19 protein-coding genes are annotated in these 19,817 nt (G+C 40.7%); 18 read left to right on the forward strand and 1 reads right to left on the reverse strand.

Features of this window, described 5'->3' with window-relative positions; all coding sequences use genetic code 11:
- Positions 1–166: 166 nt before the first annotated feature.
- The 10 genes from lepA (at position 167) to deoC (ending at position 12,223) form a co-directional block, all read left to right on the forward strand.
- Entirely contained in the window at positions 167–1,999 is a 1,833-nt protein-coding gene (gene lepA, locus SJY16_RS07155; protein ID WP_377888421.1) for a translation elongation factor 4, read from the forward strand.
- Positions 2,000–2,100: 101 nt separating this feature from the next.
- Positions 2,101–3,243: a radical SAM family heme chaperone HemW gene (gene hemW, locus SJY16_RS07160; RefSeq protein WP_377888422.1), complete on the forward strand. Its 1,143-nt coding sequence runs from the start codon at positions 2,101–2,103 to the stop codon at positions 3,241–3,243.
- 171 nt (positions 3,244–3,414) lie between these two features.
- The gene (gene hrcA, locus SJY16_RS07165; protein ID WP_377888423.1) at positions 3,415–4,455 is read left to right on the forward strand and encodes a heat-inducible transcriptional repressor HrcA; all 1,041 of its coding nucleotides are present in this window, start codon (positions 3,415–3,417) and stop codon (positions 4,453–4,455) included.
- A gap of 50 nt (positions 4,456–4,505) precedes the next feature.
- Positions 4,506–5,111 (forward strand): nucleotide exchange factor GrpE, encoded by a 606-nt coding sequence (grpE, locus tag SJY16_RS07170; protein ID WP_377888424.1) that lies wholly within the window; start codon positions 4,506–4,508, stop codon positions 5,109–5,111.
- Between the two features lie 30 nt (positions 5,112–5,141).
- Positions 5,142–6,980, forward strand: coding sequence for a molecular chaperone DnaK (dnaK, locus tag SJY16_RS07175; protein WP_377888426.1), 1,839 nt, complete (start codon positions 5,142–5,144; stop codon positions 6,978–6,980).
- Between the two features lie 232 nt (positions 6,981–7,212).
- Positions 7,213–8,325, forward strand: coding sequence for a molecular chaperone DnaJ (gene dnaJ, locus SJY16_RS07180; RefSeq protein ID WP_377888427.1), 1,113 nt, complete (start codon positions 7,213–7,215; stop codon positions 8,323–8,325).
- A 94-nt stretch (positions 8,326–8,419) separates the two neighbouring features.
- Positions 8,420–9,364 carry a 50S ribosomal protein L11 methyltransferase gene (gene prmA, locus SJY16_RS07185; protein WP_377888428.1) on the forward strand — a complete coding sequence of 315 codons (945 nt, stop codon included), beginning with the start codon at positions 8,420–8,422 and terminating at the stop codon, positions 9,362–9,364.
- 12 nt (positions 9,365–9,376) lie between these two features.
- On the forward strand, positions 9,377–10,129 hold the full coding sequence (locus tag SJY16_RS07190; RefSeq protein WP_377888429.1) for a 16S rRNA (uracil(1498)-N(3))-methyltransferase: 753 nt from the start codon (positions 9,377–9,379) through the stop codon (positions 10,127–10,129).
- A gap of 4 nt (positions 10,130–10,133) precedes the next feature.
- Positions 10,134–11,489, forward strand: a complete 1,356-nt coding sequence (gene mtaB / locus SJY16_RS07195; RefSeq protein WP_377888430.1) for a tRNA (N(6)-L-threonylcarbamoyladenosine(37)-C(2))-methylthiotransferase MtaB — start codon at positions 10,134–10,136, stop codon at positions 11,487–11,489.
- 62 nt (positions 11,490–11,551) lie between these two features.
- Positions 11,552–12,223 (forward strand): deoxyribose-phosphate aldolase, encoded by a 672-nt coding sequence (gene deoC, locus SJY16_RS07200; RefSeq protein ID WP_377888431.1) that lies wholly within the window; start codon positions 11,552–11,554, stop codon positions 12,221–12,223.
- Positions 12,224–12,263: 40 nt separating this feature from the next.
- On the opposite strand, the gene SJY16_RS07205 is transcribed toward deoC, so the two are convergent.
- On the reverse strand, positions 12,264–13,211 hold the full coding sequence (locus SJY16_RS07205) for a Na/Pi symporter (RefSeq protein WP_377888432.1): 948 nt from the start codon (positions 13,209–13,211) through the stop codon (positions 12,264–12,266).
- Between the two features lie 180 nt (positions 13,212–13,391).
- Between SJY16_RS07205 and rpsU the strand changes: the two genes are divergently transcribed.
- The 8 genes from rpsU (at position 13,392) to SJY16_RS07245 (ending at position 19,663) form a co-directional block, all read left to right on the forward strand.
- On the forward strand, positions 13,392–13,568 hold the full coding sequence (gene rpsU, locus SJY16_RS07210; RefSeq protein ID WP_224593651.1) for a 30S ribosomal protein S21: 177 nt from the start codon (positions 13,392–13,394) through the stop codon (positions 13,566–13,568).
- 17 nt (positions 13,569–13,585) lie between these two features.
- A complete protein-coding gene (locus SJY16_RS07215; RefSeq protein ID WP_377888433.1) occupies positions 13,586–14,029 on the forward strand; it encodes a GatB/YqeY domain-containing protein in 444 nt (147 codons plus the stop codon).
- Positions 14,030–14,223: 194 nt separating this feature from the next.
- Complete coding sequence (locus SJY16_RS07220; protein WP_377892104.1) at positions 14,224–15,540, forward strand: NfeD family protein; 1,317 nt, start codon at positions 14,224–14,226, stop codon at positions 15,538–15,540.
- Positions 15,541–15,563: 23 nt separating this feature from the next.
- Positions 15,564–16,553, forward strand: coding sequence for a flotillin-like protein FloA (gene floA / locus SJY16_RS07225; RefSeq protein WP_377888434.1), 990 nt, complete (start codon positions 15,564–15,566; stop codon positions 16,551–16,553).
- Positions 16,554–16,580: 27 nt separating this feature from the next.
- Positions 16,581–17,033, forward strand: coding sequence for a hypothetical protein (locus SJY16_RS07230; protein WP_377888435.1), 453 nt, complete (start codon positions 16,581–16,583; stop codon positions 17,031–17,033).
- A 141-nt stretch (positions 17,034–17,174) separates the two neighbouring features.
- Positions 17,175–17,468, forward strand: coding sequence for a sporulation protein YqfC (gene yqfC, locus SJY16_RS07235; RefSeq protein ID WP_224878487.1), 294 nt, complete (start codon positions 17,175–17,177; stop codon positions 17,466–17,468).
- Between the two features lie 35 nt (positions 17,469–17,503).
- Positions 17,504–18,694 carry a sporulation protein YqfD gene (gene yqfD, locus SJY16_RS07240; RefSeq protein ID WP_377888436.1) on the forward strand — a complete coding sequence of 397 codons (1,191 nt, stop codon included), beginning with the start codon at positions 17,504–17,506 and terminating at the stop codon, positions 18,692–18,694.
- A 6-nt stretch (positions 18,695–18,700) separates the two neighbouring features.
- Positions 18,701–19,663, forward strand: coding sequence for a PhoH family protein (locus SJY16_RS07245; protein ID WP_377888437.1), 963 nt, complete (start codon positions 18,701–18,703; stop codon positions 19,661–19,663).
- Positions 19,664–19,817 lie beyond the last annotated feature (154 nt).

The following is a 19,817-nucleotide window of genomic DNA, read 5'->3' on the forward strand; positions in this document are numbered from 1 at the left end:
TTATTTAAAGAGAAGATACGAAAACTAGCGTAAATCGTAAAATAAGTCGCTGATGTGGCTTATTTTTTTTGATATAGAACCATGTAGTCGTATTGCTAATTGATTATGGACAGCGGTATTGCTATAATCTATACTAGCGTAGTTTCGCCTTTAGGAGTGATTGTAGATGAACCGTGACCAGAAATTAGAAAGACAGTCGAGGATTCGTAACTTTTCCATCATTGCTCACATTGACCATGGAAAATCAACGTTGGCCGATCGAATATTAGAAAAAACCGGCGCCCTCACTGATCGAGAAATGAAAGACCAAACGCTTGATGCGATGGATCTTGAACGTGAAAGAGGAATAACAATTAAGCTGAATTCCGTCCAGCTTACTTATACAGCGAAAGATGGAGAAGAATATATCTTTCACCTTATAGACACACCTGGACATGTCGACTTCACGTATGAAGTATCGAGAAGTCTTGCCGCATGTGAAGGTGCTTTGTTAATTATAGACGCTGCTCAAGGAATTGAAGCACAAACACTTGCGAACGTATATCTTGCTTTAGACAATGACCTGGAAATTCTCCCTGTTATTAATAAGATTGATTTGCCTAGTGCTGAGCCGGAGCGTGTCGCTCAAGAAGTTGAAGATGTAATCGGACTTGATACATCTGATGCGGTTCTCGCTTCCGCGAAGAAGGGCATTGGTATCGAGGACATTCTTGAGCAAATTGTTGAGAAGGTACCGGCACCACAAGGTGATCCAGAAGGTCCTTTACAAGCACTAATTTTCGATTCGCTTTATGACCCTTACCGTGGTGTAGTGGCATACATACGAATTACGGAAGGTTCTGTGAAGGTAGGAGAAAAAATTCGAATGATGGCTACAGGTAAAGAGTTTGAAGTGACAGAACTCGGCGTGTTTACACCGAAGCCTGTGGCTAAGAAAGAGCTCTCGGTTGGGGACGTAGGCTTTTTAACTGCTGCTATTAAAAATGTTGGCGATTCTCGTGTAGGTGACACGATTACTTCAGTTAAAAATTCTGCAGACAAGCCACTACCGGGTTACCGACGTATGAATCCAATGGTTTACTGTGGTCTTTATCCAGTTGATTCTGCTGAATATAACGACCTTAGAGAAGCGCTTGAACGCCTAGAGCTTAACGATTCTTCACTTCAATACGAAGCTGAAACATCCCAGGCATTAGGGTTTGGCTTCCGTTGTGGGTTCCTTGGCCTTTTGCATATGGAGATCATCCAAGAGCGTATTGAGCGTGAGTTTAACATTGATTTGATCACAACAGCTCCAAGTGTAATTTATCAAGTTAAGTTAACAGATGGTGAAGAGAAGATCATCGATAATCCAGCATTGATGCCGGATGCACAAACAATAACTGAAGTTCAAGAGCCATTTGTAAAGGCAACGATTATGGCTCCTAATGACTATGTTGGTCCAATCATGGAACTATGTCAGGGGAAACGCGGAGACTTCATCGATATGCAGTACCTAGATGAGACGCGTGTAAACATCGTTTACCATATCCCGCTCTCTGAAATTGTTTACGATTTCTTTGATCAACTTAAATCAAGCACAAAAGGTTATGCATCTTTCGATTATGAGATGATGGGCTATAAGCCTTCTAACCTTGTCAAAATGGATATCCTTCTCAACGGTGAAACGATTGATGCACTATCAATCATCGTCCATAGAGATTTCGCATATGAACGCGGAAAGGATATTACAGAAACGTTGAAAGACTTAATTCCTAGACAACAGTTTGAAGTTCCAGTTCAAGCATCGATTGGACAGAAAGTTGTTGCTCGTTCAACAATTAAAGCAATTAGGAAAAATGTTTTAGCCAAGTGTTATGGCGGGGACATTTCTCGAAAACGTAAATTGCTTGAGAAACAAAAAGAAGGTAAAAAACGAATGAAGACTGTCGGTAAGGTTGAAGTGCCTCAAGAAGCCTTCATGGCTGTTCTTCGTCAGGATAATACAAAGAAGAACTAACCCGTTCTATTTGATGAAGGTAATCGATTTTTATAGTATAGGTTAAGGAGACCGCAGAGCTTTCTGCGGTCTTTAGATTATTTTAGAAAGCAGTGATTAACATGGTAAACGCTGTTTATTTGCACATCCCATTTTGTGATTATATATGTCATTATTGTGATTTTAATAAAGTATTTATGCAGGGACAACCTGTAATAGAATATCTCGAACATATGGATAGTGAGATGGAACGCACTTTAGAGCGGTTCCCGACATCTTCAATCAACACTATTTTTGTAGGTGGAGGCACACCGACTGCACTTAACGAACAGCAGCTAGAGCAATTTCTTCATTCTGTCTCTACCAAGTTCTTTCCTTACACAGAAGAAGGATTAGAGTTTACGATGGAAGCCAATCCTGGGAGTGTTACCCCGCGTAAACTTGAGATTATGAAGAAGTATGGTGTTAACAGACTTAGTATAGGAGCACAGGCATTTCAAAATTCGCTATTAAAACGTCTTGGAAGAGGTCATAATGTAGATGAGATTAGCGATATTGTAACGATGGCAAAACATGCAGGGTTCGAAAACCTTTCCCTTGATTTGATGTTTGGGCTGCCTGAACAAACGTTAGAGCAGCTTTCCGATTCGATTGAACGAGCGGTTGATTTGGGTATTACCCATATTTCTTCCTATTCTCTTCAAGTCGAAAAGAAAACAGTGTTCTACAATCAATGGAGAAAAGGGGAGCTACCTCTCCCAACTGAGGAAGCTGAAGCTGAGATGTATTCAGAACTGATTCGTCGCCTAGAAGCACATGGATTAAAGCAATATGAAATAAGTAACTTCGCTTTGCCTGGTTACGAGAGTCAGCATAATATCACCTATTGGAAAAACAACGAATACTACGGTATCGGTGCTGGAGCGCATAGTTATGTTGATGGTGTGAGGCGTGCGAATGCGGGACCACTCAAACAATATATGTCTCGGATCGATGAGCATGGGTTCCCTTATGTGGATGAAAACGAATTAACAAAAGGGGAGAAGATGGAAGAAGAAATGTTTATGGGACTCCGTATGAGACAAGGCGTATCAAAACAAACCTTTGAAGAAAAATATGGCACGCCCGTAGAGAGTGTTTTTGGTGAACAGATTGAAAAGTTAGTGTACAAGGAACTTTTAAAGGATACTGGAAGTCATATCGCTTTAACAGAACAAGGATTTTTCCTGGGAAATGAAGTTTTTCAGGAGTTTCTTGCTGTTTGATCCTTCTTATGAATTGCAACGGCTGGATTCGTTAAGGGGCTAGATCAGTTTGGTTTTCTTGCTTCTTTAACTACCCGTAACGTAATCATTGACAACTAAAATAATTTTCTGTTACCTTATTATTAGATTTAGCACTCAAGGAAACAGAGTGCTAACAGAGGTGATGAGAGGATGTTAACTGAACGTCAACTGTTTATTTTGCAGATTTTGATTGATGATTACATTCGAACTGCTGAAGCTGTAGGATCACGTACGATTTCAAAACGAAAAGAAGTATCGTTTAGTTCAGCTACTATTCGTAATGAACTTGCAGATCTTGAAGATATGGGGTATATCGAGAAAACTCACAGTTCTTCGGGGCGTGTACCTTCAGAAAAAGGCTATCGCTTCTATGTAGACAATCTTCTATCACCGCCAGTTTTATCAAACAATGATGTGAAAGATATTCACTCTCTTTTTGCAGAGAAAATGGTCGAGGTTGAGAAAGTTATTCAGCAATCTGCTAAGATTCTTTCTGAACTAACACAGTATACATCTATCATTCTGGGCCCTGAAGTTTTCGAGACGAAGCTTCGCCAGGTTCAAATTATCCCTCTCTCAAAAGAGACGGCGGTTGTAGTCCTGGTAGCTGATAGTGGACATGTAGAGAACCAAACCATTACAATACCACCATCAGTAAGCATGTCCGATATTGAAAAAGTCGTTAACATTATGAATGAACGTCTTAAGGATATCCCGTTGGTATCACTGAAATCGACCATGATGCAAGAGATGGCTACAGTTTTGAAAAAACATATAGAAAATTACAATCAAGTCAATACAATGCTTGATAATCTTTTTCTCTATACCAACGCAGAAAAAGTGTACTACGGCGGAAAGACAAACATTCTAGCCCAGCCTGAATTCAAAGATGTAGAAAAAGTAAGGCTGTTATTAAATACCTTTGAGCAGGATGATTTGATGTATAATATACTTCGTCCTGAGAAGAAGGGAATTGAGGTTAGAATCGGTCAGGAGAATGATCTTGAGGCGATGCAAGAATGTAGTATCGTTACTGCAGATTACTTTATTGAGGGTAAACGAATGGGATCTCTCGCTCTGCTAGGACCTACGAGAATGGAATATCATCGTTCGATGAGTCTTTTAGGTTTTTTGGCAAATGACCTTACGAGTACATTGACTGAGAGATATCGAAGTTTCAAACACTGGTAATTTGGTAATAGTGAAAAAGGTGGGAGATTCGGTTTCTTCCATCCTTTTCTATGAATATAAATGTAAATTTTGATGGGGAGGTGAAATTCGTGGAAAAGCAGAACAGTCATCATGAGGAAGAGATTGTAACTGAAGAAACTGAAAATCTTGAACAAGAAGTTGAAGAGAATCAGGAGTCAGAGGTTGTCGAACCTGAAATGAATGAAGATACAGAGCTTGAAAGCTTGCAAAAACAAGTGAGTGAGCTTGAAAATAAATATTTGCGTACTCAGGCGGAATATGATAACTTCCGTCGTAGAACACGTGAAGAGCGCAGTGCTGATGCTAAGTATCGTTCTCAAAAACTTGCTGAAGAACTTCTACCAGCAATCGATAATTTTGAACGTGCGCTTGCTGTTCAAAGCGATCATGAAGAAGTGAATTCTCTACTAACTGGCATGGAAATGGTCTATCGTCAGTTGAAGGATGCTCTTGTAAAAGAAGGTATTGAAGAGGTAGGATCACAAGGGGAAGAATTTAACCCTCACCTACATCAAGCAGTTATGCAAGTGGAATCAGATGAGTATGATTCCGATGTCATTGTAGAAGTATTGCAAAAAGGGTACAAATTGAACGATCGCGTTCTTAGACCCGCAATGGTGAAAGTAAGTTCATAAATACATATGAAGAAATAGGAGGTAGAAACAATGAGTAAGATTATTGGTATTGATCTTGGAACAACAAACTCTTGTATTGCTGTTATGGAAGGCGGCGAAGCAACGGTTATCCCTAACCCAGAAGGTAACCGTACAACACCTTCAGTAGTAGCGTTTAAAGATGAAGAAAGACTAGTAGGTGAGGTTGCGAAGCGTCAAGCAATCACTAACCCTAACACGATTCAGTCAATCAAACGTCACATGGGTACAGACTACAAAGTAGACGTGGAAGATAAATCCTACTCTCCACAGGAGATTTCAGCAATCATTCTTCAGAAGCTTAAGTCGTATGCAGAAGACTATCTTGGTGAAGGAGTAGAAAAAGCGGTTATTACTGTGCCTGCTTACTTCAACGATGCTGAGCGTCAAGCTACAAAAGACGCTGGTAAAGTTGCTGGTCTAGAAGTAGAGCGTATTGTAAACGAGCCGACTGCTGCAGCACTAGCTTATGGTCTTGATAAAGAAGATGAAGACCAAACAATCCTAGTATTTGACCTTGGTGGCGGTACGTTTGACGTATCTATCCTTGAACTAGGCGGAGGCGTATTTGAAGTTAAGTCCACTGCTGGTGACAACCGTCTTGGCGGTGACGATTTTGACCAAGTTATCATTGATCACCTAGTTGCTGAATTTAAGAAAGATACTGGCGTAGACCTAGGTCAGGACAAAATGGCACTTCAACGTTTGAAGGATGCTGCTGAGAAAGCGAAGAAAGACCTTTCTGGAGTAGCTCAAACTCAAATTTCTCTACCATTTATCACAGCAGATGCTTCTGGTCCTAAACACCTTGAGCTTAACTTGACTCGTGCTAAATTCGAAGAACTTTCTTCAAACCTTGTAGAACGTACAATGGGACCTACTCGTCAGGCTCTTAAAGACGCTGGTATGTCACCTTCTGAAATTGACAAGGTTATCCTTGTAGGTGGTTCTACTCGAATCCCTGCAGTACAGGATGCAATCAAGAAAGAAACTGGTCAGGATCCACATAAAGGCGTTAACCCTGATGAAGTAGTTGCACTTGGTGCTGCTATCCAAGCTGGTGTAATTGCTGGTGATGTGAAGGACGTTGTTCTTCTAGACGTAACGCCACTTTCACTTGGTATCGAAACAATGGGCGGCGTATTTACAAAGCTGATCGAGCGTAATACGACAATCCCAACTAGTAAGTCACAGACGTTCTCAACTGCTGCTGACAATCAGCCTTCAGTAGACATTCATGTTCTACAAGGTGAGCGTGAAATGGCTCAATATAACAAGACTCTCGGTCGCTTCCAGCTGACTGATATTCCTCCAGCTCCACGAGGAACGCCGCAAATCGAAGTATCATTTGATATCGACAAAAACGGTATCGTGAACGTTCGTGCGAAGGATCTTGGTACTAACAAAGAGCAATCCATTACAATCAAATCATCAACCGGTCTTTCTGATGATGAAATTGAAAACATGGTGAAAGATGCTGAAGCGAACGCTGAAGAAGATAAGAAACGTCGCGAAGAAGTTGAAACACGTAACGAAGCAGATCAGCTAGTATTCACAACTGAGAAAACTCTGAAAGACCTTGAAGGTCAAGTAGAGGAAGAAGAAGTGAATAAAGCTAACGAAGCTAAAGACAAAGTTAAGGCTGCTCTAGAGAATGATGACATCGAAGAAATTCGCTCTGCTAAGGACGAACTTCAAGAAATCGTTCAAGCTCTAACGACTAAGATGTATGAGCAAGCTGCTCAAGCTCAACAGGCTCAGCAAGGTGAAGGCGCTGGTTCTGAAGAGAAGGAAGATGAGAATGTCGTTGACGCTGAGTACGAAGAAGTAAACGAAGACGATAAAAAGTAATAAATAAGATAATGAAAAAAGTCAAAGTCAAGCTTATCTCGGCTTTGACTTTTTTCTTAATGTAAGCTGATTTTTAGCAATAAATGGTTAATGCCGTCTATCGATCAATTGATTATATTAAGTGTGCGAGTAGCATTCTGCATACTATCTGATTCTTTCGATACAGTATTGCAGTCAGTATAAAATCAATGGTAAGATAAAGGTTATGTGAAGAGAGTCGGGAGTGGATACGATGAGTAAACGAGATTATTATGAGGTGTTAGGCGTAAGCAAGGATGCCTCCGAAACAGAGATGAAAAAAGCTTATCGAAAGCTTGCTAAACAATACCACCCGGATATCAACCAGGAACCGGGGGCAGATGAAAAATTTAAAGAAATTACTGAAGCGTATGAGGTGCTAAAAGATCCTCAGAAAAAGGCTCAATATGATCAGTTTGGTCATACCGATCCTAATCAAGGTTTTGGTGGAGCCGGTGGAGCTGACTTTGGAGGCTTTGGTGATATTTTCGATATGTTCTTTGGTGGCGGTGGTCGACGGAATCCAAACGCACCTAGACAAGGCGCTGATCTTCAATATGCCATGACATTGACGTTTGAGGAAGCAGCATTCGGAAAAGAAACGGATATTTACATTCCTAAAGAAGAAGATTGTTCAACATGTGATGGATCAGGTGCAAAACCTGGAACGACACCTGAAACATGTCACTATTGTGGTGGTAATGGACAGTTGAACGTTGAGCAGAACACACCGTTCGGACGTGTTGTAAATCGCAGAGTATGTCACCATTGTGAAGGCACAGGAAAGCTCATTAAAGATAAATGTAAAACTTGCCGAGGTAAAGGTAAAGTTGATGTTAAGAAGAAGATTCATGTTAAGATGCCTGCAGGTATCGATGAAGGCCAACAAATTCGCATCACCGGGAAAGGTGAAGAAGGCGTTAATGGAGGACCTCCAGGAGACCTCTTCGTTGTGGTCTATGTAAAGCCACATGAATTTTATGAGCGTAACGGTGATGATGTTCATTGTGAAATGCCTATTACATTTGCTCAAGCGGGACTTGGCGATGAAATCGAAGTTCCAACATTGCATGGTAAGGTCATGCTTAAAGTCCCTGCTGGAACACAAAGCGGCACGAACTTTAGGTTGAAAGGCAAAGGAATTCAAAATGTGCGTGGTTACGGACAAGGTGATCAACATGTGAAAATCCAAGTTGTTACGCCAAAACATTTAACAGATCGCCAAAAAGATCTTCTGCGTGAATTTGGTGAAATATCTGGCCAAGTACCAGAAGAACAGCATGAAAATTTTTTCGCTAAAGTGAAAAAAGCGTTTAAAGGGGAATAACAAAGGAGAAAGCTGGTAACAGGAAGCAGGTCTAGTGAATAGACCTGCCTGTTTCCTTTCCGAGAAAAAAGGATCCAAAGAGGAGTGGAAATGAATGAAATGGTCTGAGATTAGCATTCATACAACAAATGAAGCAATAGAAGCGGTATCGAATATATTGCATGAAGCCGGTGCAAGTGGGGTGGTTATAGAAGACCCTATGGACCTTGTGAAAGTTTGGGATACCTCATTCGGAGAAGTCTACCAGCTCAATCCAGATGATTACCCTGAAGAAGGCGTTATTCTGAAAGCGTACATACCAGTAAATAGTTTTCTTGGTGAAACGGTTGAACAAATCAAGGAAGCGATCAATGGTCTGCTTGTGCATGACATAGACCTTGGACGTAACACTGTACAAATCAGTGAAGTTAATGAAGAAGAATGGGCTACTGCATGGAAGAAATATTATAAACCCGTCAAAATATCTGAAAAAATCACAATTACTCCAACCTGGGAAGATTACACTCCAGTGAACACGGATGAGATCATTATTGAATTAGATCCAGGAATGGCTTTTGGAACAGGAACCCACCCGACTACAGTCATGTGTGTTCAGGCGCTAGAAAGAATAATTGAACCTGGACAAAAAGTAATCGATGTAGGTACTGGATCTGGAGTATTAAGTATTGCCGCTGCAAGCCTTGGAGCAGACACAGTCGAGGCGCTAGATCTTGATGAAATTGCCGTTAAGAGCGCGTATTTAAATGCGAAGCTTAATAAGATTCACAATAAGATCGATGTCAGACAAAACAATTTACTTGATAACGTAGAGGATACCTACGATGTGGTTGTCGCAAACCTCCTTTCAGAAATCATAGTACGTTTTACTGACGATGTAGCGAGAGTACTTAAACCTGGTGGAGCATTTATTACTTCAGGTATCATCACTGCGAAAAAACAGGAAGTAAAACAATCGATCGTTGATCAAGGGCTTATTATCGAGGAAACCCTTCAAATGGAAGATTGGGTCGCGTTCATAGCTAGAAAGCCTTTCGAGTAAGGAGTTTAATCGATGCAAAGATATTTTATTCTTGACTCAACGATCAATGAAGAAGTTGTAGATATAGTCGGAGAAGACGTGAAGCACATAGGGAAAGTCATGCGGATGGAAGTTGGAGATGAAATTATTGTCTGCTCTTCTACTGGTCAGTCCGCTATATGTGAGTTAACAAGCATCAATCAAAATCAAATTCAAGCTAGGCCTGTTCGTTGGTTGGATGAAGACAAGCAGCTCCCTCTCCGTGTTACGGTTGTTCAAGGATTGCCAAAAGGTGATAAACTAGAGACCGTCATTCAAAAGGGGACGGAGCTTGGTGCTGATAATTTCATTCCTTTTAAAGCAGAGAGATCTGTTGTAAAATGGGATAAGCAAAAAAGCGAAAAAAAGCTACAGCGTTTAAACAAGATTGCTAAAGAAGCCGCTGAGCAGTCTCATCGCACAACAATACCTGATATTAGTGAGCCTTGTTCAATTTCACAGCTCATTGAAATGAGCGAGCCTTTTGACCATAAGGTAATTGCTTTTGAAGAAGAGGCGAAAGCTGGTGAGTCTGCTAAGCTTGTTCAAACGCTTCATCAAGCAAACAAAAATGACCGATTCATAGTTGTGTTTGGTCCCGAAGGTGGACTCTCTGCCAACGAGGTAGAGAAACTCGAGAAAGCTGGTTTTTCTTCTTGTGGTCTTGGTCCACGTATTTTACGAACAGAGACTGCTGCATTATATGTTCTAGCAGCTATTTCTTATCATTTTGAATTAATGAGGTGATCCTATGCCTTCAGTTGCATTCCATACATTAGGTTGTAAAGTGAATCATTATGAAACGGAAGCGATTTGGCAGTTATTTAAAGAACAAGACTACGAGAGGGTCGAGTTCGATCATGCTTCGGACGTATATGTTATCAATACGTGTACTGTTACGAATACAGGCGATAAAAAAAGTCGTCAGGTAATACGGAGAGCGATCAGGAAGAATCCTGATGCAGTGATTTGTGTAACTGGTTGTTATGCTCAAACATCTCCTGCAGAGATAATGGCTATTCCTGGCGTTGATGTAGTAGTTGGCACTCAAGACCGTGTTAAAATGCTCGATTATATCGAACAATATAAACGTGAGAGAGAGCCAGTGAATGGAGTAAGTAATATCATGAAAGCTCGAGTTTATGAAGAATTAGAGGTTCCTGCATTTACGGATAGAACTCGAGCATCATTGAAGATTCAAGAGGGGTGTAACAACTTTTGTACATTCTGTATTATTCCTTGGGCGAGAGGACTATTACGTTCTAGAGAACCAGAGGCAGTAATTGAGCAGGCACAACAACTTGTGCAAGCAGGGTATAAGGAAATCGTTCTTACAGGTATCCACACGGCAGGTTATGGTGAAGATCTCAAGGATTATAACTTTGCTCAGTTGTTACGTGATCTGGACGCGAAGGTAGATGGCTTGAAGCGAATTAGGATCTCTTCTATCGAAGCTAGTCAAGTGACTGATGAAGTAATCGAGGTATTAGATTCTTCAAGCAAGGTTGTTCCGCACCTTCATATCCCGCTTCAATCCGGATCGAATACAGTTCTTCAGAGAATGAGAAGAAAGTATACGATGGAGATGTTTGGTGAGCGTCTAGAGCGCTTGAAGAAAGCACTACCTGGACTTGCGATTACTTCTGATGTAATCGTCGGGTTTCCTGGTGAAACGGACGATGAATTTAAGGAAACCTATGATTTTATTTCTAAACACAAGTTCTCAGAACTTCATGTGTTCCCGTTTTCGAAACGTACAGGAACTCCGGCAGCAAGAATGGATGATCAGGTTGATGATGAAGTGAAGAATAAACGAGTTCATCAATTGATTGAGCTATCTAATCAGCTTGCGAAAGAGTATGCATCACAATATGAAGGAGAAGTATTGGAAGTAATTCCCGAAGAAAAATTCAAAGATTCTCCTGATTCTAACCTATACGTAGGGTATACTGCTAATTATATGAAAGTAATCGTTGAAGCGTCTGAAGAGATGATCGGTAAGATCGTTAAAGTGAAAATCACTAAAGCTGGATACCCTTATAATGAAGGACAGTTTGTTAGAGTGATGAGCGAAGAAGAACCAGCTTCAGCTATTGCATCTTTATAATAACAAGGATTGTCGAACTCCTTAAAGTTCGGCATACATAAGATTTGGAAGGATGAAATGAAATGAACCAAAAACTAGCAAACATGATTGATCACACAGCACTAAAGCCAGACACTACTCGTGCGCAGGTAGAAAAACTTTGTGAAGAAGCGAGAGAATTCAATTTCGCATCAGTTTGTGTAAATCCTACATGGATTACACTTGCAGCAGATATGCTTAAGGGTGCTGAAGCAAAAGTATGTACAGTAATTGGTTTCCCTCTTGGAGCAACAACTACTGAGACGAAGTCATTTGAAACAAAAGATGCAATTGAAAAAGGTGCAACAGAAGTAGATATGGTTATCAACATCGCTGAATTAAAAGCTGGAAACGATGACTATATCGTAGAAGACATCAAAGCAGTTGTTGAGGCTGCAAAAGGTAAGGCGCTTGTAAAGGTAATTATCGAAACTTGCCTTCTTACGGATGAAGAGAAAAAGCGTGCATGTGAGCTTGCAGTTAAAGCTGGAACAGATTACGTGAAAACTTCCACAGGTTTCTCAACTGGTGGCGCAACAGCTGAAGATATTAAGCTTATGAGAGAAACTGTTGGACCTGAAATCGGAGTTAAAGCTTCTGGTGGCGTACGTGACCTTGAAGGTGCACAAGCAATGATTGATGCTGGAGCTACTCGTATCGGTGCGAGTGCTGGTGTGAAGATCGTACAAGGTGAAACAGCTGACACTGACTATTAAGACTGAAACCCCAACCGCTAGTAGCGGTTGGGGATTTTTTTTATGAGATGGCTTTGCCGCCATGTAATTTTTCAATTGTATTAGCAAGAATCCCAGCTAAAGGAAGAAATAGTAGAGATGAGAATACATTAAATAAGATCGAAACATGAGCAAGCTGGACATCTGGTAGGGTGGTAACATATTCAACCATTCTACTAAACACCTCGATTAAAGGATAAAACAACATTACTCCAAGTACGTTGATCCAAATATGTGCATAGGCAGATAACTTTGCTTCTCTGGAACTGCCAATACTAGCGAGCCAAGCAGTAACACATGTGCCGATGTTTGCTCCGTATAGGATTGCTATAGCAGAAGGTAATGTAAGGAGATCTTGATTTATGAAGCTCATCGTAATTCCTGTTGTAGCTGAGCTCGATTGGATTAATGCAGTTAGAATCGTTCCGATCCCTATGCCGTAGAGCAAGCTTGTGTTCGTTTCATTTATAATATGTTCAAAAAAGGATAAAGACGAAAGCGGGATAGACATCGCTTCAAGCCCATGCATTGCCACAAAAATACACCCGAGTCCAAATAATACGGTGCCGACGCTAAAAAGAATTTGTTTTCTAATTTGTAGCAGAATGAATCCCGCGATTAAAAGTGGTAAGGTGAACTGATCAGGGTTTAGCGTCATAAGTTCAGCAGTAATCGTTGTCCCGATATTCGCCCCGAGGATAATCCCGATTGATTGTCGAAAAGTTAACAGTTTCGTGGCGATTAACCCCACTGTAATGACCATGACAGCTGAACTACTTTGAATGAGAGCTGTTACCAGCATACCCATTATAAGGCCTCGTAATGGGGTTGCTGTCATCGATGTTAACACTCTCTCCACCTTATGCTCTGAAAACGTTTGGAGGCCGATGCGAAGAATCGCCATGCCAAATAAAAAGATACTTATAAAAACAATGAACGATGCCACATAGGGACTCATAGGTTTCGCCATCTCCTCTCCATAAAAAGTGTATGGACAGGATAAGAAACACATGCTATTTTTTTATAAACATAAAAAATCAATTAAAGAAATGTTGATAAACCGTGCGGCATGTATTATAATTGCAGGTGACATGTCTTTGTTAGAAAGTCATGTGTTATGATTGTGTATGTTTTGGAGGGAGGGATAGAGATGGCGGAAACTCGCGTGCGTAAGAACGAGTCGATCGATGATGCTCTGCGTCGCTTCAAGAGAACGGTTTCTAAAGAAGGCACTTTGGCTGAAGTTAAGAAGCGCAAGCACTATGAAAAGCCAAGTGTAAAGCGTAAAAAGAAATCTGAGGCAGCAAGGAAAAAGCGTAAGTTCTAAGAGAGGGTGTTAGGTCAGTGAGTCTAAATGACCGTTTAACAACAGATATGAAAGTAGCGATGAAGAACAAAGAAAAACAGAAACTCTCTGTTATTCGTATGGTGAAATCTTCACTTCAGAATGAATCCATTAAATTGGGTCATGAACTGACGGAAGAGGAAGAACTTACCGTTCTCACTCGCGAAGTTAAGCAACGCAAAGACTCCCTCCAAGAATTTGACAAAGCTGGTCGAAGTGATCTTGTGCAGAATCTCGATGAAGAGCTGTCGATTTTAACTGCCTACCTGCCGAAACAATTGTCTGAAGAAGAAGTTGACCTGCTAGTTAAGCAAGTGATTGCTGAAACTGGTGCTACTTCCAAACAGGAAATGGGTAAGGTAATGGGTGCGCTTATGCCTAAAGTTAAAGGTAAAGCGGACGGCGGACTTGTAAATCGCCTTGTACAAAAGAACTTATCATAAATATGATCAAGCTAAAACACGTCCTGTATAAGCAGGGCGTGTTTTTTATGGATGATATGTTAATTCCTGCTAGCAATTCTATCTTCCTTTTGTCATACTTAATTTAAATTGCATACATATTTTGAAACCTAGCTGTGTGTTGAACCGTATATAGAGAAAGCTTGAAAGGAGGGGTCGCTATCAAAAATGTCGCCATCAAGCTATTCGGCATCACAGCTTTACTATTGGTTATCGGATTCTTGTTCGTTGGAAACACGGCAAACGGGCAAGGCGAGGGAGAAGTTGTTTATTTCATACCTGTTGAGCAGGAAGTAGAACGGGGACTTGAAGCTTTTTTAAAACGATCGATCGAAGATGCTGAAGAAGCAGGCGCGGATCATATCGTTTTGGAAATCGATACACCAGGTGGAGCAGTAAATGCAGCAGATAATATAGGGAAAATCATTAAAGCTACAGAAGTACCAATCACTGCTTATATATCTGACCGGGCGCTTTCAGCAGGAGCTTACATTGCGCTAAATGCAGATCAGATCATAATGGAGCCAGGAGCTTTGATGGGTTCAGCAGCTATTATTGATCAATCGGGTAATGCAGCTGGTAAAAAAGCAGAGTCTTTCTGGCATGCAGCAATGAAGTCAGCAGCAGAGTTAAATGATCGAGACCCAAAATTTGCGCTTGCAATGGCTGATCCAGACGTGAATTTACCAAAATACAATGCTCCAAAGGGCGAATTGTTAACCCTTAATGATGTAGAAGCTAACGAAATTGGTTACTCAGAAGGTTCAGCTGAAGATCGAACACAGTTATTAGAAAAACTAGATCTTCCGGATGCAAAAGTTATGGATGTTGAAGTCAGTATAGCTGAAAAGATAGCTAGGTTTGTTACGAATCCGATTATTATTCCAATCCTTTTGTCGATCGGTAGTCTCGGTCTCGTTCTAGAACTGTATTCTCCTGGGTTTGGTATACCTGGTTTTATGGGAGCTGGGGCTTTATTACTATTCTTCTTCGGACATATGATTGCTGGTTTTGCAGGATGGGAATCCATTTTGTTATTAATTACTGGTATAATATTAATTCTAGTGGAAATATTTATACCGGGTTTTGGCATATTCGGTGTACTAGGTGCTCTAGGGATAGTAGCCAGTATTGTACTCGGGTCCGGTCAGTCGCTACAGTATGTATTAGTTGCCGTACTCTTAGCAGTAGCCATTACAATCGGTGGATCATACTTCTTTATTAAATTATTTGGCTATCGAGGTTTTTTCAAGAAGATTGTCCTTTCTGATTCTACGAATTCAGAACAAGGCTATGTTTCAAACGTTTCACGAAATGAGCTGATTGGTAACGAAGGAACAACGGTCACTCCACTACGCCCTGCTGGTATAGCAGACTTCGGTGACGAACGGTTGGACGTAGTGACAGAGGGTGGGTATATACCAGTTGGTATAAGTGTAACAATTACTAAAGTCAACGGGTCACGTATTGTCGTTCGAGCCGTTAACAAATAAAAAGAATTACAGGGAGGAAAATAATGGATACAGGTTCATTAGGGTTAATTATTATAGTAGGTCTTGTGATTATTGGTCTTGCGATCTTATTCACATTTGTACCAGTTATGTTATGGATTTCAGCACTTGCGGCTGGAGTAAGGGTAAGTATTTTCAATCTAGTTGGAATGAGACTTAGACGTGTTATTCCATCACGGGTTATTAATCCCCTTATCAAGGCTGTGAAGGCAGGACTTGATCTGAATACGAATCAATTAGAAAGTCACTACTTAGCAGGTGGTAATGTTGACCGAGTTGTTAATGCATTAATAGCAGCTCACCGTGCTAACATTGAACTTAGTTTTGAGCGTTGTGCAGCGATTGATCTTGCAGGTCGTGATGTACTTGATGCAGTACAGATGAGTGTTAATCCTAAAGTGATCGAAACGCCGTTTATTGCTGGTGTTGCAATGGATGGTATCGAAGTTAAAGCAAAAGCAAGAATTACAGTACGTGCAAATATTGATCGTCTAGTAGGTGGAGCTGGTGAAGAAACAGTTATTGCTAGGGTTGGTGAAGGGATCGTAAGTACGATTGGTTCTTCTCGCGACCATAAGAAAGTCCTAGAGAATCCAGACATGATTTCTCAAACAGTCCTTGCAAAAGGTTTGGATGCTGGAACAGCATTTGAAATTCTCTCGATCGATATTGCCGATATTGACATTGGCAAAAACATCGGGGCAGTACTGCAAACTGACCAGGCAGAGGCAGATAAGAATATTGCTCAAGCGAAAGCGGAAGAACGCCGTGCGATGGCTGTTGCTCAAGAGCAAGAGATGAGAGCAAGAGTTGAGGAAATGAGAGCGAAAGTTGTAGAAGCAGAAGCAGAAGTGCCAATGGCTATGGCGGAAGCACTGCGTTCTGGTAACATTGGTGTTATGGACTACATGAACCTGAAGAATATTGAAGCTGATACTGATATGCGCGATATGATCGGAAAGTCAGATCAAGATGAAGATGAGGATGATCGCTAACCATCCTTTCAACAGATGGAGGTGACGATGTTGGAGGGTATTATTGAATTACTGTTAAATAACATCGTTTTCGTAATTATAGCAATTGGAGGGATCTTGAGCTTCTTCAAAAGGATGGGTTCTGAAGAAGAGGAAAAGAAGCGTTCTGACTCCAAGGGTGAAGTTCAAAAGCGGTACAGTCAAGGTCATAAACCTTATTCACAGTATGATGATTCACCTGAACCTAGCTTCAACGATATGAAACCAGAGCAGTATGAAGCATACGAGGAAGCTTTGGAACGAATTTCTTCTAGAAGAGATTCATCTGATGAGCTTAAAGTATATAAGCAAAAGTCTTCTAACAAAAGTGAAATTGGTGGTATTTCAATTAAGAAAAGGGATGTGAAGAAAGGGGTTATTTGGTCAGAAATTTTAGGACCGCCTCGTTCGAAAAAAGCACATCCTTCCATGATGAAGATGAAACAAACTTACAAAAGATAATAGCAAGGCGAATTTCGTCTCTTAAAGCCGTCGAGAAAATCTCGACGGTTTTTTTTATGAAAAAGGATAAGGGTTACTTTTATGAAAAAGTGATAGTTTGGCTATGTCTATCATAAAGATGAGATGAAAGGGGGAGTATCCATGGCAAAATGGAGGCATGGCCTAAAAGGATGGTTAACGAGTAGATTAAAGCTTCCAGCTGACGCAGTCATGGATTTACCGCGCATCACGATGGTTGGACAGCTCCACATTTACATAGAGAACCATCAGGGTGTCTTGAAGTTTTCTAATGAAGAAGTGCGGCTCCTCCTAAAACAGGGTCAATTGTTAATTAAAGGGAAAGACTTCATGCTAAAAACCATATTGCCTGAGGAGATATTGCTAGAAGGCAAAATCGAGCATGTTTCCTACCTTGAGAGACCTGAAGATATGTAGGGGCTTTCAAGACCCGGACTGAATACAGGGGGTCAATGATGAAAGAATACATTCGAGAGATTTTTTCAGGGTATGTTCGAATTAAAGTTGTGGGCAGCTATACAGAGCTGTTTATTAACAGGTGCATTGAATATGGTATTCCAATTTGGGATATTCGCCGATTGGATGATGTAACGATCTTATTATCATTGTATGTTTCTGATATTAGAAGGATAAGACCGCATCTGAAGAGGACGAGATGTAAGGTAAGAATCCATGAACGTAAAGGTTTCCCTTTCATTGTTCAAAGGGTACTTTCATCTCGAGGTTTTTTGGCGGGAGCGATCGGATCCGTTCTATTGATTTTAATATTATCAAATATGGTATGGGGTGTCTCGGTTAATGGTGCCACTCCAGAGGTTGAACATAAACTTAGAAAAGCAGCATATGAACTAGGAGTGAAGAAAGGAAAATTTATTTTTCAGTTGCCAACCAACCAGGAATTACAGCAAGAGCTTTCAGAAAGTTTGCAAGAAGTTACGTGGATAGGGGTTAAGCGGAATGGAACATCTTATCATTTTCAAGTTGTTCAAAAACAACTTCCGGAAAAAGAGCCAGCTGCAAGCCCGAGGCACATTGTTGCGAAGAAAAAGGCTATAATCACGAAGATGTATGTTGAAGAGGGGCAAGCCAAGGTGAAAGAAAATGCATTTGTGAAACCTGGTCAGCTTCTAATTTCGGGGTTCATTGGGAAGGAAGAAAAGAGTCAACTTGTTCCTGCTAGAGGAGAAGTTTTCGGGAGGACATGGTATGTGTCAACAGTGTCAATACCGCTTAATTCTTCTTTCGTCACACATACCGGACAATCAAAGACTAATCATTCACTTGGAATATTTGGATTATATGTTCCAATTTGGGGTATAAAAGCACCTGATTTTAAGAATTATGAAAGTAATGAACGCGAAACAAATTTTCGTTTCTTGAAATGGCAATTACCGTTCTCTATTTTATCCAATCAAATGTTGGAGACGAAAGAGGTCGAACGAACATATACAGATAAAGAAGCGGTCGACGCTGCACGTATCGTTGCTAGAGAGGACATAAAAGATAAAACGGCGGATAATGCAGAAATTAAAACAGAAAAGATTTTGCACGAGAAGGTAGAGAATGGTAAAGTAAACGTAAAGATACACTTTGAAGTGATAGAGGAAATTGGAAAAAATATACCTATTGTTCAAGGAGATTGAGGTCTATTGACAGAACGATTTGTTGACTTATCCATGCAATTAGAAAATTCAAACGAAGCTCAAACTCTATTTGGCCCAGGAGATGAGCATCTCAAAATAATTGAAGAAGCACTCCAGGTTTCGCTGGTTACACGTGGTGAAGGCATATCAGTCAAAGGTAGCGATGATGCAGTTGAGATGGTTAAGGACGTTATGTCCACCCTTCAGTCACTCATAAAGCGAGGAGCGAGTATATCAGGCAGAGATGTCGTGTATGCCTGTCAACTTGTGCAGCAGGGAATGATTGATCAACTCCTAGAGCTATATCAAGAAGAAATCACGACAAATGCAAAAGGTAAGCCTATTAAAGTGAAGACGTTGGGACAACGTCACTATGTGTCTGCCATGAAGAAAAATGATCTAGTTTTCGGAATAGGCCCGGCAGGTACAGGTAAAACGTATTTAGCTGTTGTTATGGCAGTAGCAGCATTGAAATATAATCAAGTAAAGAAAATCGTGTTAACACGCCCTGCGGTTGAAGCAGGTGAGAGCCTTGGCTTTTTACCTGGTGATTTAAAAGAAAAGGTTGATCCTTATTTGCGTCCTTTGTATGACGCTTTGCATGATGTGTTGGGAGTCGAGCAAACCACGCGTTTAATCGAGCGAGGAACGATTGAGATTGCTCCTTTAGCATATATGAGGGGTAGAACTCTTGATGATAGCTATGTCATCCTTGACGAAGCTCAGAATACAACATCGCAGCAAATGAAAATGTTCTTAACGAGGTTAGGGTTTGGTTCTAAGATGGTGATCACCGGTGACATTACTCAGATCGACTTACCGAAAGGAAAAGAATCAGGCCTAGCGGCAGCTGAAAAGATTTTGAATCGAGTGAAAGATGTTTCTTTCATTTATCTTCAGCAAACGGATGTCGTTCGTCATCCTCTCGTCCAAAGAATCATTGATGCATACGAGCATAAAGAGAATTAATCACACAGCTACCTGAGTTCTACACAAATAGAGCTCAGGTAGTTTTTGTATTAAAGAATCGTTAACGTTCTTTAATTTTCCTATTCTCGTCCTTTTTTGGACGAATTCTGATAAAATATGAGAAGGGTACAAGCTCTAAGCGTTAATACTGTGA

It is taken from the genome of Alkalihalobacillus sp. R86527 (assembly GCF_042466185.1).
Taxonomy (GTDB): Bacteria; Bacillota; Bacilli; order Bacillales; family Guptibacillaceae; genus Guptibacillus.

What these genes read in the sequence shown, in the direction of transcription:
- lepA (WP_377888421.1), top strand. Translation starts at nt 167, where the DNA reads ATGAACCGTGACCAGAAATTAGAAAGACAGTCGAGGATTCGTAACTTT.
- hemW (WP_377888422.1), top strand. Translation starts at nt 2,101, where the DNA reads ATGGTAAACGCTGTTTATTTGCACATCCCATTTTGTGATTATATATGT.
- hrcA (WP_377888423.1), top strand. Translation starts at nt 3,415, where the DNA reads ATGTTAACTGAACGTCAACTGTTTATTTTGCAGATTTTGATTGATGAT.
- grpE (WP_377888424.1), top strand. Translation starts at nt 4,506, where the DNA reads ATGAATATAAATGTAAATTTTGATGGGGAGGTGAAATTCGTGGAAAAG.
- dnaK (WP_377888426.1), top strand. Translation starts at nt 5,142, where the DNA reads ATGAGTAAGATTATTGGTATTGATCTTGGAACAACAAACTCTTGTATT.
- dnaJ (WP_377888427.1), top strand. Translation starts at nt 7,213, where the DNA reads ATGAGTAAACGAGATTATTATGAGGTGTTAGGCGTAAGCAAGGATGCC.
- prmA (WP_377888428.1), top strand. Translation starts at nt 8,420, where the DNA reads ATGAAATGGTCTGAGATTAGCATTCATACAACAAATGAAGCAATAGAA.
- SJY16_RS07190 (WP_377888429.1), top strand. Translation starts at nt 9,377, where the DNA reads ATGCAAAGATATTTTATTCTTGACTCAACGATCAATGAAGAAGTTGTA.
- mtaB (WP_377888430.1), top strand. Translation starts at nt 10,134, where the DNA reads ATGCCTTCAGTTGCATTCCATACATTAGGTTGTAAAGTGAATCATTAT.
- deoC (WP_377888431.1), top strand. Translation starts at nt 11,552, where the DNA reads ATGAACCAAAAACTAGCAAACATGATTGATCACACAGCACTAAAGCCA.
- SJY16_RS07205 (WP_377888432.1), bottom strand. Translation starts at nt 13,211, where the DNA reads ATGGCGAAACCTATGAGTCCCTATGTGGCATCGTTCATTGTTTTTATA.
- rpsU (WP_224593651.1), top strand. Translation starts at nt 13,392, where the DNA reads ATGGCGGAAACTCGCGTGCGTAAGAACGAGTCGATCGATGATGCTCTG.
- floA (WP_377888434.1), top strand. Translation starts at nt 15,564, where the DNA reads ATGGATACAGGTTCATTAGGGTTAATTATTATAGTAGGTCTTGTGATT.
- SJY16_RS07230 (WP_377888435.1), top strand. Translation starts at nt 16,581, where the DNA reads ATGTTGGAGGGTATTATTGAATTACTGTTAAATAACATCGTTTTCGTA.
- yqfC (WP_224878487.1), top strand. Translation starts at nt 17,175, where the DNA reads ATGGCAAAATGGAGGCATGGCCTAAAAGGATGGTTAACGAGTAGATTA.
- yqfD (WP_377888436.1), top strand. Translation starts at nt 17,504, where the DNA reads ATGATGAAAGAATACATTCGAGAGATTTTTTCAGGGTATGTTCGAATT.